The organism is Clostridium sp. MSTE9 (assembly GCF_000277625.1).
Taxonomy (GTDB): Bacteria; Bacillota; Clostridia; order Oscillospirales; family Acutalibacteraceae; genus Faecalispora; species Faecalispora jeddahensis.
This window is the reverse complement of the sequence record NZ_AKFU01000025.1, coordinates 1-19,922: the sequence shown is the minus strand read 5'-3', so window position 1 is coordinate 19,922 and position 19,922 is coordinate 1. Positions and strand designations below refer to the sequence as shown.

20 protein-coding genes and 1 pseudogene are annotated in these 19,922 nt (G+C 50.2%); 9 read left to right on the top strand and 12 right to left on the bottom strand.

The features are described from left to right. Positions 1-359: 359 nt before the first annotated feature. The 4 genes from HMPREF1141_RS05665 to HMPREF1141_RS05650 all read right to left on the bottom strand — a co-directional run bounded on the left by HMPREF1141_RS05665 (position 360) and on the right by HMPREF1141_RS05650 (position 5,199). Positions 360-2,600: an ABC transporter permease gene (locus HMPREF1141_RS05665; RefSeq protein ID WP_009062001.1), complete on the bottom strand. Its 2,241-nt coding sequence runs from the start codon at positions 2,598-2,600 to the stop codon at positions 360-362. Further along, the gene (locus HMPREF1141_RS05660) at positions 2,600-3,298 is read right to left on the bottom strand and encodes an ABC transporter ATP-binding protein (RefSeq protein ID WP_009061967.1); all 699 of its coding nucleotides are present in this window, start codon (positions 3,296-3,298) and stop codon (positions 2,600-2,602) included. The genes HMPREF1141_RS05665 and HMPREF1141_RS05660 overlap by 1 nt, the downstream gene beginning before the upstream one ends. 2 nt (positions 3,299-3,300) lie before the next feature. Continuing rightward, complete coding sequence (locus HMPREF1141_RS05655; protein ID WP_009061976.1) at positions 3,301-3,939, bottom strand: TetR/AcrR family transcriptional regulator; 639 nt, start codon at positions 3,937-3,939, stop codon at positions 3,301-3,303. 354 nt (positions 3,940-4,293) lie between these two features. After that, positions 4,294-5,199: a patatin-like phospholipase family protein gene (locus HMPREF1141_RS05650; protein ID WP_009061990.1), complete on the bottom strand. Its 906-nt coding sequence runs from the start codon at positions 5,197-5,199 to the stop codon at positions 4,294-4,296. Positions 5,200-5,701: 502 nt separating this feature from the next. Between HMPREF1141_RS05650 and HMPREF1141_RS16840 the strand changes: the two genes are divergently transcribed. Then, a complete protein-coding gene (locus HMPREF1141_RS16840) occupies positions 5,702-6,244 on the top strand; it encodes a type II toxin-antitoxin system PemK/MazF family toxin (RefSeq protein WP_147584717.1) in 543 nt (180 codons plus the stop codon). Between the two features lie 310 nt (positions 6,245-6,554). Here HMPREF1141_RS16840 and HMPREF1141_RS05640 read toward each other — a convergent pair whose 3' ends face one another. Further along, complete coding sequence (locus tag HMPREF1141_RS05640) at positions 6,555-7,421, bottom strand: AraC family transcriptional regulator (protein ID WP_009061980.1); 867 nt, start codon at positions 7,419-7,421, stop codon at positions 6,555-6,557. Between the two features lie 393 nt (positions 7,422-7,814). Continuing rightward, positions 7,815-8,099 (bottom strand): anaerobic ribonucleoside-triphosphate reductase, encoded by a 285-nt coding sequence (gene nrdD / locus HMPREF1141_RS05635; protein WP_009062007.1) that lies wholly within the window; start codon positions 8,097-8,099, stop codon positions 7,815-7,817. A gap of 188 nt (positions 8,100-8,287) precedes the next feature. Here nrdD and HMPREF1141_RS05630 point away from each other — a divergent pair, with 188 nt between their 5' ends. From HMPREF1141_RS05630 to HMPREF1141_RS05605, 6 genes are all read left to right on the top strand, one after another. Beyond that, complete coding sequence (locus HMPREF1141_RS05630; RefSeq protein WP_009062004.1) at positions 8,288-9,949, top strand: spore germination protein; 1,662 nt, start codon at positions 8,288-8,290, stop codon at positions 9,947-9,949. Then, the gene (locus HMPREF1141_RS05625; RefSeq protein WP_009061996.1) at positions 9,946-11,115 is read left to right on the top strand and encodes a Ger(x)C family spore germination protein; all 1,170 of its coding nucleotides are present in this window, start codon (positions 9,946-9,948) and stop codon (positions 11,113-11,115) included. The genes HMPREF1141_RS05630 and HMPREF1141_RS05625 overlap by 4 nt, the downstream gene beginning before the upstream one ends. Next, a complete protein-coding gene (locus HMPREF1141_RS05620) occupies positions 11,112-12,491 on the top strand; it encodes an endospore germination permease (RefSeq protein ID WP_009061984.1) in 1,380 nt (459 codons plus the stop codon). Before HMPREF1141_RS05625 ends, HMPREF1141_RS05620 begins: the two co-directional genes overlap by 4 nt. A 17-nt stretch (positions 12,492-12,508) precedes the next feature. Further along, complete coding sequence (locus tag HMPREF1141_RS05615) at positions 12,509-12,718, top strand: hypothetical protein (protein WP_009062003.1); 210 nt, start codon at positions 12,509-12,511, stop codon at positions 12,716-12,718. A 247-nt stretch (positions 12,719-12,965) separates the two neighbouring features. After that, positions 12,966-14,309: an HD domain-containing protein gene (locus tag HMPREF1141_RS05610; RefSeq protein ID WP_009061978.1), complete on the top strand. Its 1,344-nt coding sequence runs from the start codon at positions 12,966-12,968 to the stop codon at positions 14,307-14,309. Continuing rightward, the gene (locus tag HMPREF1141_RS05605) at positions 14,293-14,796 is read left to right on the top strand and encodes a DNA-deoxyinosine glycosylase (protein ID WP_009061992.1); all 504 of its coding nucleotides are present in this window, start codon (positions 14,293-14,295) and stop codon (positions 14,794-14,796) included. Before HMPREF1141_RS05610 ends, HMPREF1141_RS05605 begins: the two co-directional genes overlap by 17 nt. Before the next feature lie 130 nt (positions 14,797-14,926). Here the strand turns inward: HMPREF1141_RS05605 and HMPREF1141_RS05600 are convergent. The 4 genes and pseudogenes from HMPREF1141_RS05600 to HMPREF1141_RS05585 form a co-directional block, all read right to left on the bottom strand. After that, positions 14,927-15,400, bottom strand: a pseudogene (locus HMPREF1141_RS05600) (6-carboxytetrahydropterin synthase); the annotation flags it as partial. Positions 15,401-15,457: 57 nt separating this feature from the next. Then, entirely contained in the window at positions 15,458-15,850 is a 393-nt protein-coding gene (locus HMPREF1141_RS05595; RefSeq protein ID WP_009061998.1) for a Fur family transcriptional regulator, read from the bottom strand. A 361-nt stretch (positions 15,851-16,211) separates the two neighbouring features. Next, positions 16,212-16,940, bottom strand: coding sequence for an RNA polymerase sporulation sigma factor SigE (sigE, locus tag HMPREF1141_RS05590; RefSeq protein ID WP_009062008.1), 729 nt, complete (start codon positions 16,938-16,940; stop codon positions 16,212-16,214). Then, positions 16,937-17,836, bottom strand: coding sequence for a sigma-E processing peptidase SpoIIGA (locus HMPREF1141_RS05585; RefSeq protein WP_009062002.1), 900 nt, complete (start codon positions 17,834-17,836; stop codon positions 16,937-16,939). Before HMPREF1141_RS05585 ends, sigE begins: the two co-directional genes overlap by 4 nt. A gap of 259 nt (positions 17,837-18,095) precedes the next feature. Between HMPREF1141_RS05585 and HMPREF1141_RS05580 the strand changes: the two genes are divergently transcribed. Continuing rightward, entirely contained in the window at positions 18,096-18,761 is a 666-nt protein-coding gene (locus HMPREF1141_RS05580) for a GPP34 family phosphoprotein (RefSeq protein WP_009061972.1), read from the top strand. 17 nt (positions 18,762-18,778) lie between these two features. Next, positions 18,779-19,039: a helix-turn-helix domain-containing protein gene (locus tag HMPREF1141_RS05575; RefSeq protein WP_009061982.1), complete on the top strand. Its 261-nt coding sequence runs from the start codon at positions 18,779-18,781 to the stop codon at positions 19,037-19,039. Positions 19,040-19,253: 214 nt separating this feature from the next. Here the strand turns inward: HMPREF1141_RS05575 and HMPREF1141_RS05570 are convergent, their stop codons facing one another. Together HMPREF1141_RS05570 and HMPREF1141_RS05565 are read right to left on the bottom strand one after the other, a co-directional pair. Further along, positions 19,254-19,619 carry a DNA starvation/stationary phase protection protein gene (locus tag HMPREF1141_RS05570; RefSeq protein WP_278245193.1) on the bottom strand — a complete coding sequence of 122 codons (366 nt, stop codon included), beginning with the start codon at positions 19,617-19,619 and terminating at the stop codon, positions 19,254-19,256. A 28-nt stretch (positions 19,620-19,647) separates the two neighbouring features. Then, on the bottom strand, positions 19,648-19,922 hold a 275-nt coding region (locus tag HMPREF1141_RS05565; RefSeq protein WP_009060949.1), incomplete at its 5' end, for a transposase.

The following is a 19,922-nucleotide window of genomic DNA, read 5'->3' as shown; positions in this document are numbered from 1 at the left end:
AAGCTGTTCCATTTTCTTTCCAATCAAAAACAGGTTTCCTTTTTCCCTCACACGCCGGGGATGGAAACCTGTTTTTTTCTGCCGTTAAAACGAAACTTCCGACTCACCCGCCGATTCACCGATAAAAAGCAGAGAAAGCGCTTTTTAAATGCAATCCCAACCTGCATTGCTGACCGTTACGATTAGATGGCAGCTCTCCCTTTCGCAAATGACAAGGGCCTTTCGACCGCATGACTGCGGTTGAAAGGCCCTGCACGTATTTTATTGTCGATCCCACAAGAGGCTTGTTGGCGGCAAATCCATTGGATCATCGGCCAACGGCACACATCATTTTCACAAAACGAGATGTTTGCTTCTCTTTATTCCGTTCCCGCCTTCAATGCTTCGCTCATCGGAATATGAGCCACCTTTTTTCTGCACATCCATTTGGCGAACTCATAGGTCGCCATCACAACGATAAAACCGAACAGCATATAAACGGCATTCAGCTTGACGGGCAGTACGACCTGCAGGCTTTCCGTCAAAGAGCCGAAGAAGGCCCCTGCCGTACCCAGCAGGGCGGGAACACCGAGCAGATACCCTAAAACAACAATCAGGGTATTGCTGTTCAGCACCAGCCTCCCTATCTCTTTTTTCCGATATCCGAACACCTTCATGAGCGAGATGCTCGTTCGGCTTTCGTCGACCACCAACCCGGTTACAATATAGAGGATAATCAGGCCAAGCAGAAAAGCGGAGGCGATCAGGCCGTAAATCATGGGGCCCATCTGGTCGATCATCTTGCCGAGCCCCGCGACAACAGTGTCGATGGATTTGGTGCTTTGAATCTCACCCTGGGCGAAGGTCATCGCATTGCCGCTCCAGATTCCGAGGTAAGCGCCGTCGGGGTATCCGAATTCCGCGTTAAACCGGTCGAGCGGCAGGAACAGAAAATCGCCCGCATAGGTATCGGCCATTTTTTCAATGGTGAACGTGTGTTTCTTCCCGTTTTCCGTATCGAATACCATCACGCTGTCGCCGACCTTCACATTCAGCTTCTGTGCAAGCGTTGCCGTAATTGTGGTCTGATCCGGCTGGAACGACTGCCCGGAAGCATCCTTCAGCCGAACCATTTTGGTGTCGGGCAGAAGCCCGGTGACATAAAAGCTTACGTCTTCATTGTCCGCAAAGCTCACATACGCGGCGTTGAACTGCTCGGTTCCCGCCGGGGGAGCTCCCGTTTTTGCCGACGTGAACACATATTCGTATTTAAAATCGTACAGCTCGCTGATCCCTTCGCGCAGCATATAGTCGACAGAGCTTTTCATCGCCAGTCCGTACAGCATGAGCATTGTGGCAACGACAACGCCGAAGAGCAGGAAGAAGGTTCTGGACAGGCTGCGAACCTGTTCCCTGATTTTGAATTTCGTGCTGAACCCAAAACGGTCCAGCCGCAGGCCACGCTCGAGGAAATTGACCCTGCTCTTTGCCTCTCCGCCTTTCATCAGAACGGCCGGAGCTGTTTTCAGCGTTCTGCCGATGATGCACCAGGTAACGCCGCATAGAATGATGATCGGCAGTGCGGCGGCAAAGACAACCAGCCACGGATTCAGGATCGTTTTCTGGACGGGCATGGGAAAAGCGCTCAGCATGAAGCGGATCTCACTGTCTACCAGCAGCAGCCCCACTATAGAACCCATCACGGAGCCGATGACGGAGATCAGCAGGGGAAAAGTCAGATAGTGGCGGCGAAGCTGATTTCTGCGATAGCCCTGGGCGTAAAATGTCCCGATGATGACCGATTCGCTTTTGATCGTGCGCCACATCAGCATCCCGAGCAGAACGCAGGCGAGCGCAAGCATGGCGAGCGGTACGGCGGCGCTCATTGTGGACAGCACATCGATCTCCATGGGGATATAGGATACGTTAACCTTCCTGCTGGTACTCTGCCAGTTGGTGATCTGGATTCCCTGAGAACGCAGCGCGTTCTTTACCGAGGCTTCCTGAGCTTTGATGTTTTCCCTGTTATCAAAACGAATGGCGTAAACCCGGTTTTTGCCCGGCAGGGCTTCAAAATCCTCTTTTCCCACTACGGCAATGCCGAAGGTGCTGGGGTCATTCATCATTTCTTCTTTCGACTGGATCACATAAATGTAATTCGGCAGAAGCGCATAGCCTGAAACGGTAAACTCCCTGCCCGCAACGGTGATTTTATCCCCGATTTGATATCCGTTTGTTTGCGCGAACGGGCGGTCAAGCAGGATTTCTGAGCTGCCCGGAAGCTTTCCCTCCTGAACGGCAGGGATGTTCACCTCATCCATAGCGGAAAACACCCGCAGCGTCTGGCCCGACTTTACTTCACAGTCCGCCGTGCCGCCGCTCTCTGCCTTGGCGGCAAACTGCCGCCCCAAAGCCGCCGCGTCGATGTCGGCATCGATGGAAAATTCTGCATCGGACAACACGTTCTGCTCAGAAAATTTCTGGAACATATTGTCCAGGTTCATAGACGTCAGATTCATTGTAATAAACATCATACTGCTGATCAGGAGCAGCAGCATCGAACCAATATAGCGCGCCTTATGCTCCAGCATGGTGCGTATTGCTTTTTTAAAGAGCGCCATTACCACTCAATCCTTTCCGCCGGGGCCGTTTCCTCATGCCGGATCGTTTCTACGATCTCTCCGCCGCGCAGCTTGTATACCACATTTGCCATATCGCCGATTGCGGTGTTATGGGTGATCATCAGAACCGTTGTGCCAAGGTCGCGGTTGACCTGCTGCAACAGGGACAGCACACCGTGGGCCGTTTCATAATCCAGCGCGCCGGTCGGCTCGTCGCACAAAAGCAGCTTCGGGTTTTTCACGATCGCGCGGGCAATGGCCACGCGCTGCTGCTCCCCTCCGGACAGTTCCCTGGGGAAGCTCTTCTTTTTCGACTCAAGCCCAACCGCGCTCAGCACGGTATTCATGTCGAGCGGAGCTTTGGATATATTGGAAACCACCTCGATATTTTCCGTGACCGTCAGATTGGGAACGAGGTTATAAAACTGAAAGATGAAGCCGACCGAATCCCTGCGGTAATCCGTCAGCCGGTCGTCGTCAAGAGAAGTAATCTCGAGACCATCCACATGGATGCCGCCGCTGTCCGCGCGGTCAACGCCGCCGATGATGTTCATCAGCGTCGACTTTCCCGAACCGGACGGGCCGAGGATCACGCCAATTTGCTCCCTTTCCAGCGTAAGGCTGATTCCCCCCAGCACCTCATTTTTGTTTTCGCCCGCCTGATAGCTCTTTCTCAGGTTTTCCACTGTAATGAACATTCTCAATTCCTCCCCATCCCCTGTTTTAATAAGGAAATCATGTTTTTCAGTACGTGCTCCATTTCACAGTACTGTTCTTCCGTGGGGTTGTAATTGACGCTTTTGACCTTTTCCATGATCTCTGCGTCAAACTTCTCCGTTACCCCCTGAAAAAACAGCAAAAGGGTTTTATCATCCAGATCATCGCGGACCGTTCCCTTTCTTTTTCCGTTGGCAATCAGCCTGAGTTCATATTCCTCACCGATCCGGGACAATTCTCGGCTTGCCTCCAGCGCCAGGCTGCCGAATTTACCCGTGTAAATCTCCATGGAAAACGCAACAAGCAACGGCTCCTGCTTCAGCAGTTCAAAACGCTCCCGGCTGCCGGAGAGGAAATAGTCATATACGTCCATATCCTGAAGCGGAGTCTGCCTGTCGATTGCTTTCATGAAATATTCCAAGGCCCATGTGACGCAGTACAGAAACAGCTCTTTTTTATCGTCGAAATATTGATAGATGCTGCCTTTGGCGACTCCCGCGCCTCGGGCGATCGCTTCTATTTTTGCATTTTCAAAGCCGCGAGCCTGAAATTCTTCAATTGCGGCCCGGATGACTCTTTCTTTCTTATCGTCGTCAAGACGGTGAAAGGTTCTTTTCGGCAATACTTTCGCCTCCTATATCAAAAAAAGTGACTTGTTGGTCACATTATATGACCAACAAGTCACTATGTCAATCTCTTTCCGCAAACAAAAAATAGAAATTTTTGATCATTCACGATCGTTTCGTATCACCCAGCCTGTTCCTATCGGTGGCTTACAGCCGCTATAGAACACATGACTTATCCGTTAACCATCCACGCTGTTCTTCGTGTTCCTCCACTGCTTTCAAAGACAATCCCCCGGCATTTTGCATGGAGATATTCCGAAGCGGAATGCCGGGGGATTGTCAGGAAAAGAAGATCGGTCTAACCGATGAACGACATGTTTTTTCTTTTAAAGCACAGTACCCCTAACGGCCTAAGGCCGGGTACGGAACACCCGCCGGGAACCGGGGTACGACGGGGAAAACAAACGCTTGATCTCAGGCATTTTCCGCTTTGTTTCCTCATAGCCCGCCTCCATGCAGGCTTCCATTTTGCCGAAGTCCAGAAGCCGGGTGTGATCCGGCAGGTGCGGAATCAGCTGCAGTTTCTCACCGTGCGCCACACACTCCTGCAAACGCTCCTGCATCACAGACAGAGAGTGGGTAGCCACCTCCCAGATATTGATCTGCTCCGGCATGCGGTACTCCTTACCCACATCTACCGCCAGCACATTTGGTTCCCCTGCGGCGATCAGAAGATTCACCGGCAGCACATCCGTCACGCCGCCGTCAACCAGGCAGAGATCGCCAATCAGCTTCGGGCGGAACACAGCCGGCACCGCCGAGGTAGCCCGCAGCACCTCGCAGATGCGTAGGCCCGAGCTCCAGCGCACACGCTCCATCTGCTGAACGCCGCGCAAATGACTGGTGCACGCGATCGTCAGGCCGGAGGTGAGATCCGCACAGGGAATCACCGTGAGCATATTCAGATCGCGCATCATCTTTCCGCCTGTCAGCCCGCACAGGTAATCCTCCAGCCGATTGCCCTTTAAAAATCCCGAAAGCTTCACCTCTCTGCCGGTCAGCAGCTGCGGCACCGCCCGCAGCAGTCCCAAGTAGTCCGGGTCCAGCAGAGAACGCCCTCCCCCTACCAGCTCCTGCACAATCCCGCGCAGCTCGTGCGCGGAATACCCTGCCGCGTAGAGCCCTGCCACAATTCCTCCCGCGCTGGCGCCCGCAATCGAGTCGGGCACCATACCCGCCTCCTCCAGCGCCAAAAGCACCCCTACATGCGCCGCCCCGCGAATTCCCCCGCCTGAAAGCGCCAATCCAAACGACATGTCCAGCCCCTCCGTTTGCTGCTGAATTTTCTGTTACAGCATGCGGCTTTCAGAATGAAGCCGGTTTCTCCCCGCCTGCACAAAGGAGAAACCGCCGTTTCTAAGCACATTGCTGATTCAATTGTGATACTTCATTCTATGAGCAGCAAGGCAAGATTTTGACTGAATGTTAAAATTTTAGGGGCCCTCTTTGCGGCAGATTTTTCATATAAAAAGCAGGGCGAATCAAAAATATTCAAAGAATATCGCTGAATAATCCAGAAACATATTTACTAGAATGAAAAGTTGTCGTAATATAGATGAAAGAAGAATGCAATCCATTGAGTTTACAAAATTGATTTTGCGCATTGCCGATCTGGCCTGGCCGAACCGAGCGGCGCACAGGGATTATTTGATCAAAATGATGGAAAATTGTACCCATCACTCATTTTGTATTCCCATTTGGCAACCCGCCGCTGAAAAAAGCGTGGGTCTGATGATTTTGATAAAAGGGGGGCCTTTGGTGCCGGCTGACACAGAAAAAGCGAGGATGCAGGATATCAGAGATACGTTTGCGCGGCTTTTACAGATGATTTCCGAAGACGGCAGGCTGAAAAATCACAGTGCCCGATGGCTGGCCGAGGTCACCGATTATGCGCTGTGGTTTGAGGAAAAGTACAAATACAAGTTTCGCAACCCACCGAATTCACTGGTCGTGAAAAAGGGAGAGATTTACCACTGTAACTTCGGCCGGAACATTGGGTCTGAACAGGATAAATTCCGACCGGCCATCGTACTGCAAAACGACAAGGGCAACCTGCACAGCCCCACTACGATTGTGGCGCCGATCACCGACGAGACAAAAGCAAAGCTGCCCACCCACATTTATATCCGCCGTTTAAAGCCGGATTGCCCCGTGCGGGGAGTCATTCTCGTAGAGCAAATGCGCTGCATCTCAAAGAATCGCCTGAGCAATCGGATCGACGTGATCGATACAAAAACTCCGCCCTGGGAACAGGTGATGGAGGCAATTAAAATCGAGTTGGATTTGTGTAAAAAGAATTGACAGCGTGATAAAATCGTGCTATTATTGTGGCATATACATAAACTTCTGCTCTGCAGGAGTGACCCGTTCTGGCGGGGGTCTGATAAAAATATCCCATGTGTTCCAAAAGATTCGGGCGATGCTTTTGGAATTTGATTGCATGGGTGTTTTAGAAAAGGGAGCCAACCATCGGTTGGCTCCCTTTTCCTTTGTAATATACAAAAGAATCCGCCAGTAAAGAGTGTCAATAGAACAAAGCAATAAAACGGCGAGGATGTTTCCTCGCCGTTTTACGCCTTCGATTGCGAAAGCAGATGCTACGCAAACAAATTCATTTTTTCTTCCGAACCGGTGTCCAAACTTCGCTGTAAGCGTAATCCTTTTTACGCTCATCCATTTTTGAAAAGGAAAAAGCAGGCATGTTAAGGACTTCATAATCGGAAGTGGGCAGCCATTCGGAATAGATTCGCGCCATGGTATTTTGCAGCGTGAAGGGGAACGGCCCCTCATTCGGAAAAACTGCCCAAACGCAGGCTTCTACCGGAACTTTCACCAATCGGTCACTTACCTCCTCTTTTGTGGTCAGTACACCAATCAGATGGGTCAGCTCACCTTCCTCTTTCAAAAAGCCGGCGTCTGCTTCATAAGAGGCGTTGACGATTTGATGAGGCTCCATGTTCTGCAGCGCGTGCATTTCTTCTCTTTGTTCGTTGGTAATGCTCATTGCAAGGTCTACAATCGCATTGTTGACGCCTTCAAATTGCATGGGAACGCGCTTGCTTACACCAGCCAGATAAAACGCCGGCTTTTCTTCGATTCTACATTCCATTGTATTTCCCCCTTTGATTGTGATGACAAACGAAAGCTTGGGGAAAGGCTTGCTGATTCTTTTTTTGACTGCATCCGAGGGCAAAAAGCCGCTCCATTTTTTGAACGCACGGGCAAAGCCATCCATTGACCCGTAGCCATATTTATAGGCAATGTCCGTGACTTTTTCTCCCATCAGCAAATCTTGATTGGCCTGCGACAACCTTCTGCTTTTTACATACTCACTCAATGTCATTCCAGCAAGATAAAAGAACACCGTCCTAAAGTGATAATCTGAGATTCCGACATGTTCAGAAATTTTTTCCAAATACAGTTCGTCAGTCAAATGCTCTTCGATATACTCAATCGCGCGGTTCAGTTCCTGCAGCATAGCCTTCCCTCCTTTCGCTTTTACATCATAACAAAGCTGCTTTGGGAATGCTCGACTTTTGCATGTAAAAAACATCGAATCCCCATAGAGGCACATTACCTTCATTGTGAGCTTTTTTATTTCATGCACACTATTTTATCACGACAGCATCATTTCACCCATCATGCCGATGATAAAACAACAAAAGCCTTTTGAGACTGCCTCTGCAAAAGAGCACAGGGTTTGGGAGCCTCTTAACTGAACGTTTTACGGATATGCAGCTGCACTTGCTATGCTTGTTGTTCCGGTTCTTTCAAAAACAAGCACCGATACCACCTGCAAACGGCGGTATCGGTGCTTGTTCGCTTATGTGACCACCCGTTATTCGGTGGGTTCTATGTTTTTGACAGGTTGTTATGAGAAAGATCTGCCCATGCCGTGAACCACACGGTCGTTCAGCTCGGCCAGTTTCGCGTCATTCCAGCGGTCTGTGCCGCCCACCAAATAACCGGTAATTCGCCGAATTCGATCAAAAGGTACCGGTTCAAGTTCATATTTCAAATTGACATACTCTCCGTCGAGCTCTACTTCCATAGACTTGATGTGCCGGCCCGGATGACTCTCATGTACATGCTGAATGTAGTTCATCAGTTCCTTTTCATCCAATACTCCGCCGGTAACGGTGACGTTCTCGTTCATGTAGATCCCCCCTTCTCGGATTCTGTTATTAATATACACTATCTTGTGCTGAATGTCAATACACATCATATATATGGTGCAAAAAAGACAGCAAACAAGAAAAATGAGCACCGCTGGTCACGATTCCGTATGATTCTATTCTTTTCTGCAATACTAGAAAAATATCCTTGGGAAAGGAAGGAACATCCATGATATGGGATCTGCTTCAACGTAAAATCGGCTTTTACAGCCACCGCCAGAACAGCAGCACGCAGCAGAAAAGCGAAAAAAAACAGGAACCGGAAAAGAAAAAGGATCCCAAGGATCCGGAAATAACGGATCAGCTTGAGGAGAATTTGACATACATTGAAAATCTGCTGGGAAAAAGCGGTGACATCAAAATACACCGGTTTCGTCTCGGCAAGAACAGGGAGTGCCCTGCCGCACTGCTGTTTGTGGACGGAATGATCAACCAGAAGGTGATTTCAGACGAAATCCTGTACCCCATTTTATCGATGGAATACACCGTCCCGTCTTCCCGGCAGGATGGAAGAGAACGCATCAGCCAGCTGAGGGAAAAAGTCCTTTGCTCCGGCGATACACAGATTTTGCTGAAGCTTTCGCAGGTGGCTGCCGGAATCCTGTCCGGCGACGCCGTGCTATTGGTAGAAGAATGCGCGGTCGGCCTGAGCGTCAGCGCCAAGGGCTGGGAAAAGCGCGGCGTTACCGAGCCGGAGACAGAATCCGTCGTGCGCGGCCCGCGAGAAGGCTTTACTGAAAATTTTCGGACAAACACTTCTCTGCTGCGCCGAAAAATCAAAAGCCCCAGCCTGCGCATGGAGCAGATGACGATTGGACGAAAGACCCTGACCAACGTGTGTATTTCGTATCTGGAAGGCGTTGCGAATCCGCAGGTGGTACAAGAGGTACGCGACAGACTGTCACGGCTGGATGTGGACTCTGTTCTGGATGCCGGATATTTGGAGGAATACATTGAGGATTCCCCATTTTCGATTTTCGCCACTGTGGGGTACACCGAAAAGCCGGATGTGGCCGCGGCGAAAATACTGGAAGGCAGAGTCGCCATCATTACGGACGGCAGCCCCTTTGTGCTGACCGCTCCCCTGTTGTTTATCGAAACCTTCCAGACCGCGGAGGATTACTATATCCGCCCGCTGTTTGCCAGCCTGATGCGCATGCTGCGCTATATCGCCTACTTCATCTCTGTCTTTTTCCCCGCGATTTATATTGCGCTGACCACCTATCATCAGGAGCTGATCCCGACGACTTTGCTGCTGACGATCGCAAGCGCGCGCGAGGGTACTCCGTTCCCCGCATTTTTTGAAGCGCTCATCATGATTTTCTCCTTTGAAATATTGCGGGAGGCCGGTCTGCGGCTGCCGCGCCCGGTCGGCCAGGCCGTCAGTATCGTCGGCGCGCTGATTATGGGTGATGCTGCCGTTTCCGCCGGTCTGGTGGGCGCGCCGATGGTCATCACGATCGCGCTGACCACTGTGGCCGGTTTTATCGTCCCGGAGCAGAACGACTCCATGTCGCTTTTGCGCCTGATCACAATGGCCTTTGCCGCCGCGCTGGGGGGCTACGGAATCTGCCTGTGCTTTTTGGGTCTTCTGGTTCATTTGGGTTCGCTTTCCTCCTTTGGCGTTACCTATTTTAATGGCCTCTCGTTTTCAAGAGACCTGGAGGACAGCGTTGTCCGCATGCCCTTGTGGTTCATGACAAAGCGCCCGGCGCGTATTGCAAAGAACGATATGACGCGCAGAAAATTTTTCATTCCTCCCGATCCCCGCCCTACTGCAAGCGCCAGCGGCGGAATGTCTAATTCCGGAACAGAGGGGGATGGATCATGAGACAAAAGCTCAAGCTTGTTTTCGCTGTGCTTTTGTGCAGCACTCTTCTGTGCACAACAGGATGCTGGGACAACAGGGAGCTGGACAGTCTTTCCATTGTCACCGGCGTAGGAATCGATTCGAGCAAGGAACCCGGAAACCTGGATCTCAGCTTCCAGATCGCATCGGTTCAGAACGGCTCAAAAAAAGAGGGCGGCGGAGGGGAATCTGCTCCCTATTTGATCCGGGAAGCGCAAGATCGATTTGTTCTGGGCGGAATCGATTCGCTTCGGTATGGAAACAGCCGTCAGCTTTTTTTACAGCATAATCAGGTGATTATCTTCGGCAGCGATGTGGCGAAGTCCGGGGTAAAACCATATCTGGACAGCTTTATGCGAAATACGGAAACTCGCATGGAAGTTTGGGTTGTGGTCGCCAAAAACGACGCGAGATCCATTCTGACCACCGAAACCGTGCAGGACAAAATCCCGTCCGTCGCCCTATCCAGAATGATTATGAACGAGCGGGCAATTTCCCCTTATTCCAGCACTAACATGCTGCAGTTCACCGCTCGTCTGGTGGATCGTTCGACCGCTCCTGTAACGCTGGTAGTGGAACGGAAAGAAGAGGATGGCCTGCAGATCCTTAATTTCAGCGGTATGGCCGTTTTTAAGGACGACGTTCTGGTTGGAATGATGGATATGTATCAAATGCAGGGCTATATTCTCAGCATGGGAGAAGTCAACGGCGGCAGCGTTGAGATTATAACAGAGCTTGGCAACGCAGATTTAAAAATCACGAAATCTATCTGCAAGCAGGAAATTCAGCTCGATAATCAAGGGAATATCACCTTTAAGCTAAAGGTCAATACAACCCTCTCCATCGGCGCCCTGCAGAATTTTCGCAGCATGGATATCAACAAAGTGATTTCACTGGTCAATGAAAAGGCGAAAGAGAACCTGGAAACCAAAATCAAAGCCTGCTTTGCAGAGTCGCAGCGCCTGCAGGCCGATATTTACGGAATCGGCGCCCATATTCACAAATACCACCCGAAAGAGTGGAAAACGATGGAGGACGCCTGGGCCAGCATCTACCCCAAAATCCGATTGGAACTGGAGGTAGAAACCAATCTGGGCTCCAGCGGTAAAATTTCGGAATCTTTGAATATGAGAGAGGGTCATGAATGAAAGCGGAATCGAAAAAGGTCCACGGTCTGGATTTTATGTTTGCCGTGGCTTGCTATATTCAGTCTTCGTCCCTGCTGTCCTCTTTCTTTGTTTCGATCACCCGTCAGGACTCCTGGGTAATCGTTCTGTTTGCCCTGATCATCTGCTGCCCTGTGGTTTGGATATACGCCAGACTGATTGAAAGCTTCCCCTCCAAAAATCTGTTCGGGATTCTGCAGACCGTGTACGGAAAATACCTGGGCAATTTTTTCTGCGGATTGTATGTACTGTTCTTTTTCATTTTAACCTCACTAAACCTGAGCGATTTAAGCGAGTTTGTCAAAGCGACCATCATGCCCCAGACACCGCTGGTCGTTCTCTCGATTACCTTTCTTATGACTTCGGCCTGGGCCGTTTATGTGGGCGGGCTGCGCCAAATGGTAAAGTACGGCTTTTTGATGACGATGATTTCCCTATTGATTGTCATCGCGACGATTATTCTTACCATGAACCTGATGGATTTTGAAAACTTTTTGCCTACAATGGATTTGCAGCCAAAAAAGTATGTTCAAGCCACCAATATCGTCGTTACGATTCCATTTGCTGAAGTCATCATCTTTTTAATGACGACAAATCATGTACAAACCGGAAAACACGGCTTCTTTCCCATCATTTTTGGCGGGGTCGTCATCGGCTGCATCACGATCCTGCTCGTTATCATGCGCGACATCGCCGTGCTTGGGAATACGATTTCTCTGTTTTCCATGCCATCTTTCGAGACGCTGCGCATGGTCAGCGTCACCCAGACACTCAGCCGCATGGAAATTGTATTCGCCTTTATTCTGATTGCGCTGTTATTTTTCAAAGTCACATGGCTTTATTATGTGACGGTAATCAGTGCAAAACAGATTTTGCGTTTTCAGGATCACCGCCGCCTGATTCTGCTGATCGGTGCTTTGGCGGTCACCTCCGGCTTTATTCTGTACCCGAACTCTCTGGCCCATAATGAATCCGGGCAGAAAATCGTCCCGCTGGTCTGGCCGATCTTTGAGATCATTCTGCCGCTGGTCACTTTGATCGTTGCCAAATTCCGCGGAATGACCCGCAAAAGACAAACCGGGAGTGAGAACCAAAGCGGTTCCTCCGAATCAAAATCCGCAGCCGCACCGCAGTCCGGTTCCGGGTCACAATCCGGATCACAATCAGGCTCAAAATCCCCTTCCGGCTCAGGGAAGCAGTCGGATTCCAAATCACCCTCAGATTCCAAGGAACAGGGGGATTCCAAATCCCAGCCAAAATCCGGTTCGTCATCCGGAGCAAAGCAGGGCCGGGATTCTCAATCGCAGTCCAGACCCAAGTCCTCCGGCTCCGGGTCTTACCGGTCCCAGTCCGTTTGAAAGAAAGGAGACGGGCTATGTTTTTACTGATATTGGTTTTTCTCATCATTCTCGCCATCGATCTTCCCCCTTTGATCCGGGAAAAGAACAAGCGCGATCTGATCATTTACGGCGTTTTATTCGTGATCGTGTGCTCTGTAGCCATCCTGCGCAATCTGGAAGTGCCCATTCCGAGTATTTTGATGCTGATTGGGGATGTCATGACAAAAGTAGGGCTGACTTATTAACGCAGTCTGCTTTTTATGGTATAATCAATATAAAAATGTAAAAGAATGAATTTTTTCTACGGATTCTCCGTATAGAAATTCTGCTGGCGCAGAACCTGCTCCTCATGCCGGGGCAGGCCTGCGCCAGCAGAAGCTCTGTGATATCGCTGTAAAGAAACCACTTCATAATTTGGTTATCAAAACAGAATAAGGTAAAGATAACATTCAAATATTTCACGATATCTGCTTACAGAAAGTAGGCGTACTTATGAAACTGGATATTCCTTTTCCGGTGCAGGAAATTCTGCATCGCTTCAATAGGGCAGGATATGAAGCCTCTGTCGTGGGCGGATGCGTTCGGGACAGCCTGCTCGGCCTTTCCCCAAAAGACTGGGACATCACCACCTCGGCCAAGCCGGAGGAAGTGAAGCTGGCTCTGTCTGACCTGAGGCTGCTGGAAACCGGCCTGAAGCACGGCACCGTTACCGCGCTTTCCGGCGGGATGGCAGTGGAAATCACCACCTACCGCATCGACGGCACATACTCCGACAACAGGCGGCCGGACAGCGTCTGCTTTACCGGCAGCCTGACGGACGATCTGTCCCGCAGGGATTTCACGATCAACGCCATGGCCTATTCCGAGCAGAACGGATTGATCGATTGCTTTGGCGGACAGGAGGACCTGCGGCAAAAGATTCTGCGGTGCGTGGGAGACCCCGACCACCGTTTTGAAGAGGACGCTTTGCGGATTCTGCGCGGATTGCGCTTTTGCGCCGTGCTCGGATTCCATCCTGACGAAAAAACCGCACAGAGCATGAACACCCATCGGGAACTGCTGGACAACATCGCCAAAGAAAGGATCAGCACAGAGCTGGTCAAGCTGCTGTGCGGCCAAAATGCCGCGCAGATTCTGCGGGAATTCCCCCTGGTCATCGGGCAGATTCTGCCGGAAGTTTTGCCGATGATCGGCTTTGAGCAGCACAATCCCCACCATATTTACGACGTTTGGGAGCACACGCTGCACGCATTGGATGCAACGCCGGCCGACCCTGTGCTTCGTCTTGCCATTTTGCTACACGACAGCGGCAAACCCCACACCTTTACCAGTGACAAAAAGGGAGTCGGGCATTTTTACGGGCACGGCGCGGTCAGCGTTCAGCTGGCAGAGCAGGCGCTCCACCGGCTTCGGCTGGACGGAAAGACCATCCGCCGGGTCAGCTCGCTGGTCCGCATACACGACATGCCCCTGCAGCCCTGCGCCGCATGGATCCGCCGGCGGCTGAACCGGATGGGAGAAGAGGATTTTCGCGCCCTGCTGGAGATCAAACGGGCGGACAGCCTTGCCCAGAATCCCGCTTACTGTGACCGGCTGAATCAGATTGACGCCGTACTCCCGATTTTGGAACAGATTTTGTCGGAGCGGCAGTGCTTTTCCCTAAAGGATTTAGATGTGAGCGGGAATGACCTGATTGCTCTCGGCATCCCTCCCGGGCCAAAGGTAGGCGCGCTACTGACACGGCTGCTGGATGCAGTCATCAACGGAAAAATTCCAAATGAAAAGGAGGCTTTGCTGGATCTGGCAAAGCAGACACTGCATGAAAAGCATTGTTGAACATACCATCCCCCCTATTTTTAATGAAAACTCCAAAATTCTGATTCTCGGTTCGATCCCGTCCCCAAAATCCAGGGAGCAGGCTTTTTATTATGCCCACCCGCAGAACCGATTCTGGCCGGTGCTGTCGGCTTTGCTCGGCTGCGATCTCCCAAAAACGAATCAGGAAAAAACGGATTTTCTTCTCGAAAACAGAATCGCCCTGTGGGACGTACTGAAAAGCTGTTCCATTGAGGGGGCGGACGATTCCAGTATTTCGGAACCGGCCCTGAATGACCTGACTCCGATTCTGCAGACGGCCAAGCTTCGGGCAGTGTTTACCACCGGCGGCAAAGCGGCTTCTTTTTACCGCTCCGCCTGGCTGCCCACAATATCTCTGCCGTTTATCCCTTTGCCCTCCACCAGTCCCGCAAACCGCGGAAGATACCTGATGGAGCGCCTGCTGGACGAATACCGGGTCATCCTGCCCTTCTTACAGGAAAGCTAGCCTGCACGGCAGCATAAAATAACAAAACATGGCGGCATCAGAAGATGCCGCCATGTTTTGTTATAATCTTTAAAATGTGTGCAGACGATCCTTCCTTTACTTTGCAGCATCGGAATTTCGTTCAAGATTAAAACTTTGCAGAAGCGCAGTTGTCGCCGGACGCAAAAGTCATTTTCTTGATATTGAGCTTATCTTTCAAAAGGCTATGGAATACCTCGATCAGATTCTCGCAGGTAGCAACTTTTTTGACAACGACCAAACGACACTCTGGATAAGCTTTCGCCAATTCGTTTTCAAAAGGTTCCCCGACCATCGTATTCGTTTCGGCGCCATTTCGAATCCCTTGTGCCTCGTAAACTTTGAGAATTTCCGGCAGCAGCGGATCTTCTTCCTGTAAAATCAGAGCATGGTCAAAGTTTTTCAGAAAATCCCAGGCAATCCGTTTGATGCTGTTACAGGGATAAACAAATCCCGTTCTGGCATCGACATCACCATCGACTTCGATGGTAAGCAGCCCGGTATGTCCGTGAAGATACTGTGCTTCCCCTTCATAATTCAAAAAACGATGGGCATACTGGATGTTTAATCTGGTAATTGAACGCATAAAAATTCCTCCTTTAAAATTGATATTGTCCAAGCAATTTTCCTTTTGCTGTGCGACCTATATGATTTCCGGCTTGCTCCCCTGGGGGTGCTGTTTTTGCTTACACTCCGGACAGATGTAGTGTATTTTCAAGTCATAGTCCAGAATGGGTTCTTCCAATTGAGCATTCAGTCGTTCTGTTAAATCATCCAGGCAGATATCAGATAACTTCCCACAATATTTACAAACCAAATGGTCATGCTTCGTTGCCTTATCAAATCTGTCGGGATAGCCTTCTATGGACACCTTCTTAATCAGCCCCTCTTTATATAGCAAATTGAGATTGTTATAAACCGTTGCTAAGACAAGCTTGGCATCACAATCTTTTAGTTGTAAATAGATTTGTTCGGCAGTTAAATGCATATCGGAATGCTGAATCACATCTAAAATCATTCTAGCGTTTTTTGTCATTGCGATACTCCTGTAAAATCTAGAATTAGATTAATTCTAATTATAAATATCTTGTGATGAAATGTCAAGTCCCATAAAAAACTTTGTTGGATCGTACAATAACCGGGCGGGAGTATCAGAGCTCTATCTAAAAGTATATTGTTCCGCTTGTCCTCTTTCCAATTGTGGTGCCTGAAAATGTACCCGGTCTTACAAAACCATGATACAAGAGAGTAGACAAGGTACGAGACGATATGTGGAAAGCCTTGATTTTAAGGCATTTTTGAGAGGTTGTAGTAAACATTAATATGGGTTTATAAGAAGATTCTCGTCTATTCAATCAATAAAAAAAGCTCTCCGCAAAAGCGAAGAGCTTTTTGATTTACCCGACCCGTTCCAGGTCTTTTTTCAGCCGTTCAATAATCCGCTTTTCCAGCCGCGAAATATAGGATTGTGAAATCCCGAGCGTATCTGCAACCTCCTTCTGTGTATGCTCGCGGCAATTGTTCAGGCCAAAGCGAAGCTGCATGATCTGCTGCTCGCGGGAGGAAAGATGCCCGACCGCTTCCAGCAGCAAATCCTTTTCCACCTCCTTTTCAATTCCTTTATTGACGGTGTCCTGATCGCTGCCGAGTACATCCGACAGCAAAAGCTCATTGCCGTCCCAATCCACATTCAAGGGATCATCAATGGATATCTCGTTTTTCAGCTGCGAGCTCTTCCTCAGGTACATCAGAATCTCGTTTTCAATGCAGCGCGACGCATAGGTCGCCAGCTTGATGTTCCTCTCCGGACAAAACGTGTTGACCGCTTTGATCAGACCGATCGTCCCGATGGAAATCAGATCCTCCACACCGGCCGAGCTGGACTCAAACTTCTTCGCAATGTAAACGACCAGGCGAAGATTATGGGTTATCAGGGGTTCGCGCGCGTTTTCTCTGCCCTGACGCACATTGTCCATCACAATGGATTCCTGTTCCGGCGTCAGGGGCGGGGGCAAGGTTTCCGGACCGTTTATGTAGTGTACCTCCGCTGCAGGCCAAAAGCGCCAGAGCAGCCGCAGCAGCCACCCCCTGATTCCGGAAATCAGTTTTTCCATTCCCCTTTTCACAACGATTTCTCCTTTCCGGCAATCCGCTTGCCTTGTGTGATCAGTTCTGGGTTCAGCAAAGCGCTGAAGCCTGTTGTGCCCAGTTTCTGGGCGGAAACAGCCAGGTACACCTCCTGAACTGTAATCCTCTCTTTCGCTGTCTGAATTTCAATGCAATCCGGCCGAAACGCCGGCAAAATTCCCTCTCCCCCTACCGCACGAAACGGCACCAGACGAAGCCCCGGCTGCACCTCTCCCCGCTTTTCTCCCGCTGCCACAAACAGATAGGAGCGTACCGCGGGCGGTACCAGCTCCTGTACACACTGATATTCGGCCACGATCACCGGGTACCCGGAAAATGGTTCTTTCAGGCTGTTCCCCGTATCGATTTTCGTGGTAAGACGCACACTCTTCCCCTGCGCACGGACTGTGACAAAGCAGAACAGCGCGGTCGGCTGCCGCTGCCCGGTGAGCCGGTTCAGCAAGGAGACCCCTGCATAGCAAACAACAGTCAGGGCCAGCAGCATCAGCGGGGAAATATCGAAATAAAGCACGGAGTTTTTGATGATCATTCCGCTCGGCGCCGCCAGATACCACAGCGCCAGCATTGCCCCCGCAAAGCCGAAGCTGGTCAGGTAAAACCCGCCGACAGTACGCAGAAAGAAAAGCAAGGACGGAGCGCCGAACGCCGTAACGACGATGAAGACGGAAAGAACCAGCTTGATCAAAAAAGACACAAGCGGCGGCAGCGACGGAAGCAAAATCACGAGGGAACCGAGGGCTCCGATCGCCGCCCCCAGCACCATACGCAGCCGTGAAGCGGAGATATGAAAGAACCCGGCAACCGTTAAGAGCAAAAAGTAGTTGACGAAAAGGTTGACGGCAACCAATACATCCACATAGATAATCTGCTTCATCCCGCCCCCTCCTTTTTGCGCTGCAAAATTATTATAGCCGCTCAAAACGGCTGTTTCTGTCAAAACTTGTTTCCGTCGGAAGAATAAAAAAGCCAGAAGCAAAAGCCGCTCCTTCCTTTTTCGTCCGGTTCGATTTCTGCTTTGGTATGGCGTTTGAAAATCATGTTTGCGATACTCCTTGACATTTGCCACGAGAAACAGTATGCTATAAACAGTAAGTAATAAGTAGTAAGCAATAAGTGAATGTGAGGTGCCATAGATGAAAGAATTATCGTTTACGCAGGAGTATCTTTTGTGCGCACTCAGTCCGAAAGGGACGCTCCCCGCGCTGCGGCAGACAGAAATGATCACATGCCTTGTGGCGGGCGGACTTTTAGAATTGTTGTATTCCGGTACGATTTCAATAAACGAAGAAAAGAAAATCGTTGTCCTAAAGGAACTGGATCGCAGTCAAGCCCATCTGGAACCGCTTTATGCCATCTTAACGAACCGCAAGCCTCTGAAAGTATATGACCTTGCGGTCAAATATGTCTTTTCGTCCCATAAGCTCCCGGATGAATTTCTGCGCGCGCTCTGCCTGCCGATGGCGGAACAGCAGGCCGTTTCCCCCGAAACAGGTGGACTGTTTCACAACAGGCCCGTCTATGTGCCGAATCAGGAGGCGGTAAGGAAAACCGTTGAGAAAATCCGTGCAGAGTTTCTGGAGGGCGGCCCGATAGATGACGAAACGCTTGTGCTTGGCGCATTACTGCAGAAAAGCGGTTTGATCAAAAACTACTTTTCAAAATACGAGTCGGACACCCTGAACCGCCGCATAGAAGAGATCAAAAAAAGTGAAGCCGGCTCTCTGATCAAGAAAATGATCGATTACATTGACACGCTGATCGCGGTAATGGCCTCCGTCGGCAGCAGCGCCGGTTCCTAACATGGAGGTGACAGCTCTTGTCAAGGCAAAGAAAGCTGGATGTAATACAGGCCGCGGAATATGTCACCATCGGGGAATTGGTCAGGCTGACAGGCGCAAGATACAGCACCCTGAAATACTACACCGAGGAAGGCATGCTGCCCTTCGAGCAGGAGGAAGAAAATCTGACGCGCCGATACAAGCGAACCAAAGCCATAGAACGTATTCAATGGATCAAGCAGATGAAGGACGACGGCCTCTCCATTTCTCAAATCAAAAAATCCCTTGAGTCCGAATAGAGGATCGCATGGTTCCATGATCCCGCCGGATTTTGAGATGAGGAACTCTTCTGTCTCAATGAGCTGCTTTCCCTCCCTGGCGGCAGCTTTTCACAAAGAAGCGTTTTCTGCATTAGCACTGCTTTCAATGATCCTAAAAAACAGATCGGCCCTTGTCACCACGCTTACAGCGAGGCAGCAAGGGCCGATTTTTCAGTACGTTACTGCAATCGGATTATGCCTGATAGGCACGCAGCATCCAAAGCAGTTTTTCGTAATGCTCCAGATATCCATTGAAAAGGTCTGCAGTGACAGAATCCTTCTCCTCTTCCGCTAACGCAACGAGTTCTTTTGTATCCCGTACCCAGTACTCAACATCGGTGCAAAGCTGATGGATCGATTCTTCGGAAGTAATCGGTGCGCTGTTCAGTTCTTTAATCGTAGCAATGTCAAGGGCCTGCTTCAAGTTTGCGATCGGTGCCTGGCCCAAAGCCAGCAGGCGTTCCGCAACTTCGTCGATGACATCTGCGGTATGGTCGTACAGTTCTTCAAATTTTGCATGCAGCGTAAAAAACGCACTTCCCTGCACATACCAATGCAGATTATGCAGCTTAGAGCCTATCCATAAATTAGATATGGACTCGAATCAATTTACGCCAGACAATAATTGCACAGGCAAAATGCAGAAGACCAAGGTAGTTTGCAGCTTTCTTTTCAAAACGAACCAGCAATTTGCGGAAACGGTTGAAGAACGAATGCGTAACCTCTACTACCCAGCGCCGGGCTTTAAAATCGGGATTCCGCAAGAGCTCCTGTTTTTCCTCAGATCGGGGACGGATATGCGCGATATAGCCTCTTTTTTCAACCTTGTCTTTTGAGCCGGTATACCCGGCATCCAGGCACA

Excerpts from the sequence above, each read along its gene's own strand:
- HMPREF1141_RS05610 (WP_009061978.1), top strand. The coding sequence starts at position 12,966 with ATGAAACTGGATATTCCTTTTCCGGTGCAGGAAATTCTGCATCGCTTC.
- HMPREF1141_RS05605 (WP_009061992.1), top strand. The coding sequence starts at position 14,293 with ATGAAAAGCATTGTTGAACATACCATCCCCCCTATTTTTAATGAAAAC.
- HMPREF1141_RS05630 (WP_009062004.1), top strand. The coding sequence starts at position 8,288 with ATGATATGGGATCTGCTTCAACGTAAAATCGGCTTTTACAGCCACCGC.
- HMPREF1141_RS05640 (WP_009061980.1), bottom strand. The coding sequence starts at position 7,421 with ATGCTGCAGGAACTGAACCGCGCGATTGAGTATATCGAAGAGCATTTG.
- HMPREF1141_RS05665 (WP_009062001.1), bottom strand. The coding sequence starts at position 2,600 with ATGGCGCTCTTTAAAAAAGCAATACGCACCATGCTGGAGCATAAGGCG.
- HMPREF1141_RS05660 (WP_009061967.1), bottom strand. The coding sequence starts at position 3,298 with ATGTTCATTACAGTGGAAAACCTGAGAAAGAGCTATCAGGCGGGCGAA.
- HMPREF1141_RS05580 (WP_009061972.1), top strand. The coding sequence starts at position 18,096 with ATGAAAGAATTATCGTTTACGCAGGAGTATCTTTTGTGCGCACTCAGT.
- HMPREF1141_RS05585 (WP_009062002.1), bottom strand. The coding sequence starts at position 17,836 with ATGAAGCAGATTATCTATGTGGATGTATTGGTTGCCGTCAACCTTTTC.
- nrdD (WP_009062007.1), bottom strand. The coding sequence starts at position 8,099 with ATGAACGAGAACGTCACCGTTACCGGCGGAGTATTGGATGAAAAGGAA.
- HMPREF1141_RS05595 (WP_009061998.1), bottom strand. The coding sequence starts at position 15,850 with ATGACAAAAAACGCTAGAATGATTTTAGATGTGATTCAGCATTCCGAT.
- HMPREF1141_RS05625 (WP_009061996.1), top strand. The coding sequence starts at position 9,946 with ATGAGACAAAAGCTCAAGCTTGTTTTCGCTGTGCTTTTGTGCAGCACT.
- HMPREF1141_RS05620 (WP_009061984.1), top strand. The coding sequence starts at position 11,112 with ATGAAAGCGGAATCGAAAAAGGTCCACGGTCTGGATTTTATGTTTGCC.
- HMPREF1141_RS05615 (WP_009062003.1), top strand. The coding sequence starts at position 12,509 with ATGTTTTTACTGATATTGGTTTTTCTCATCATTCTCGCCATCGATCTT.
- HMPREF1141_RS05650 (WP_009061990.1), bottom strand. The coding sequence starts at position 5,199 with ATGTCGTTTGGATTGGCGCTTTCAGGCGGGGGAATTCGCGGGGCGGCG.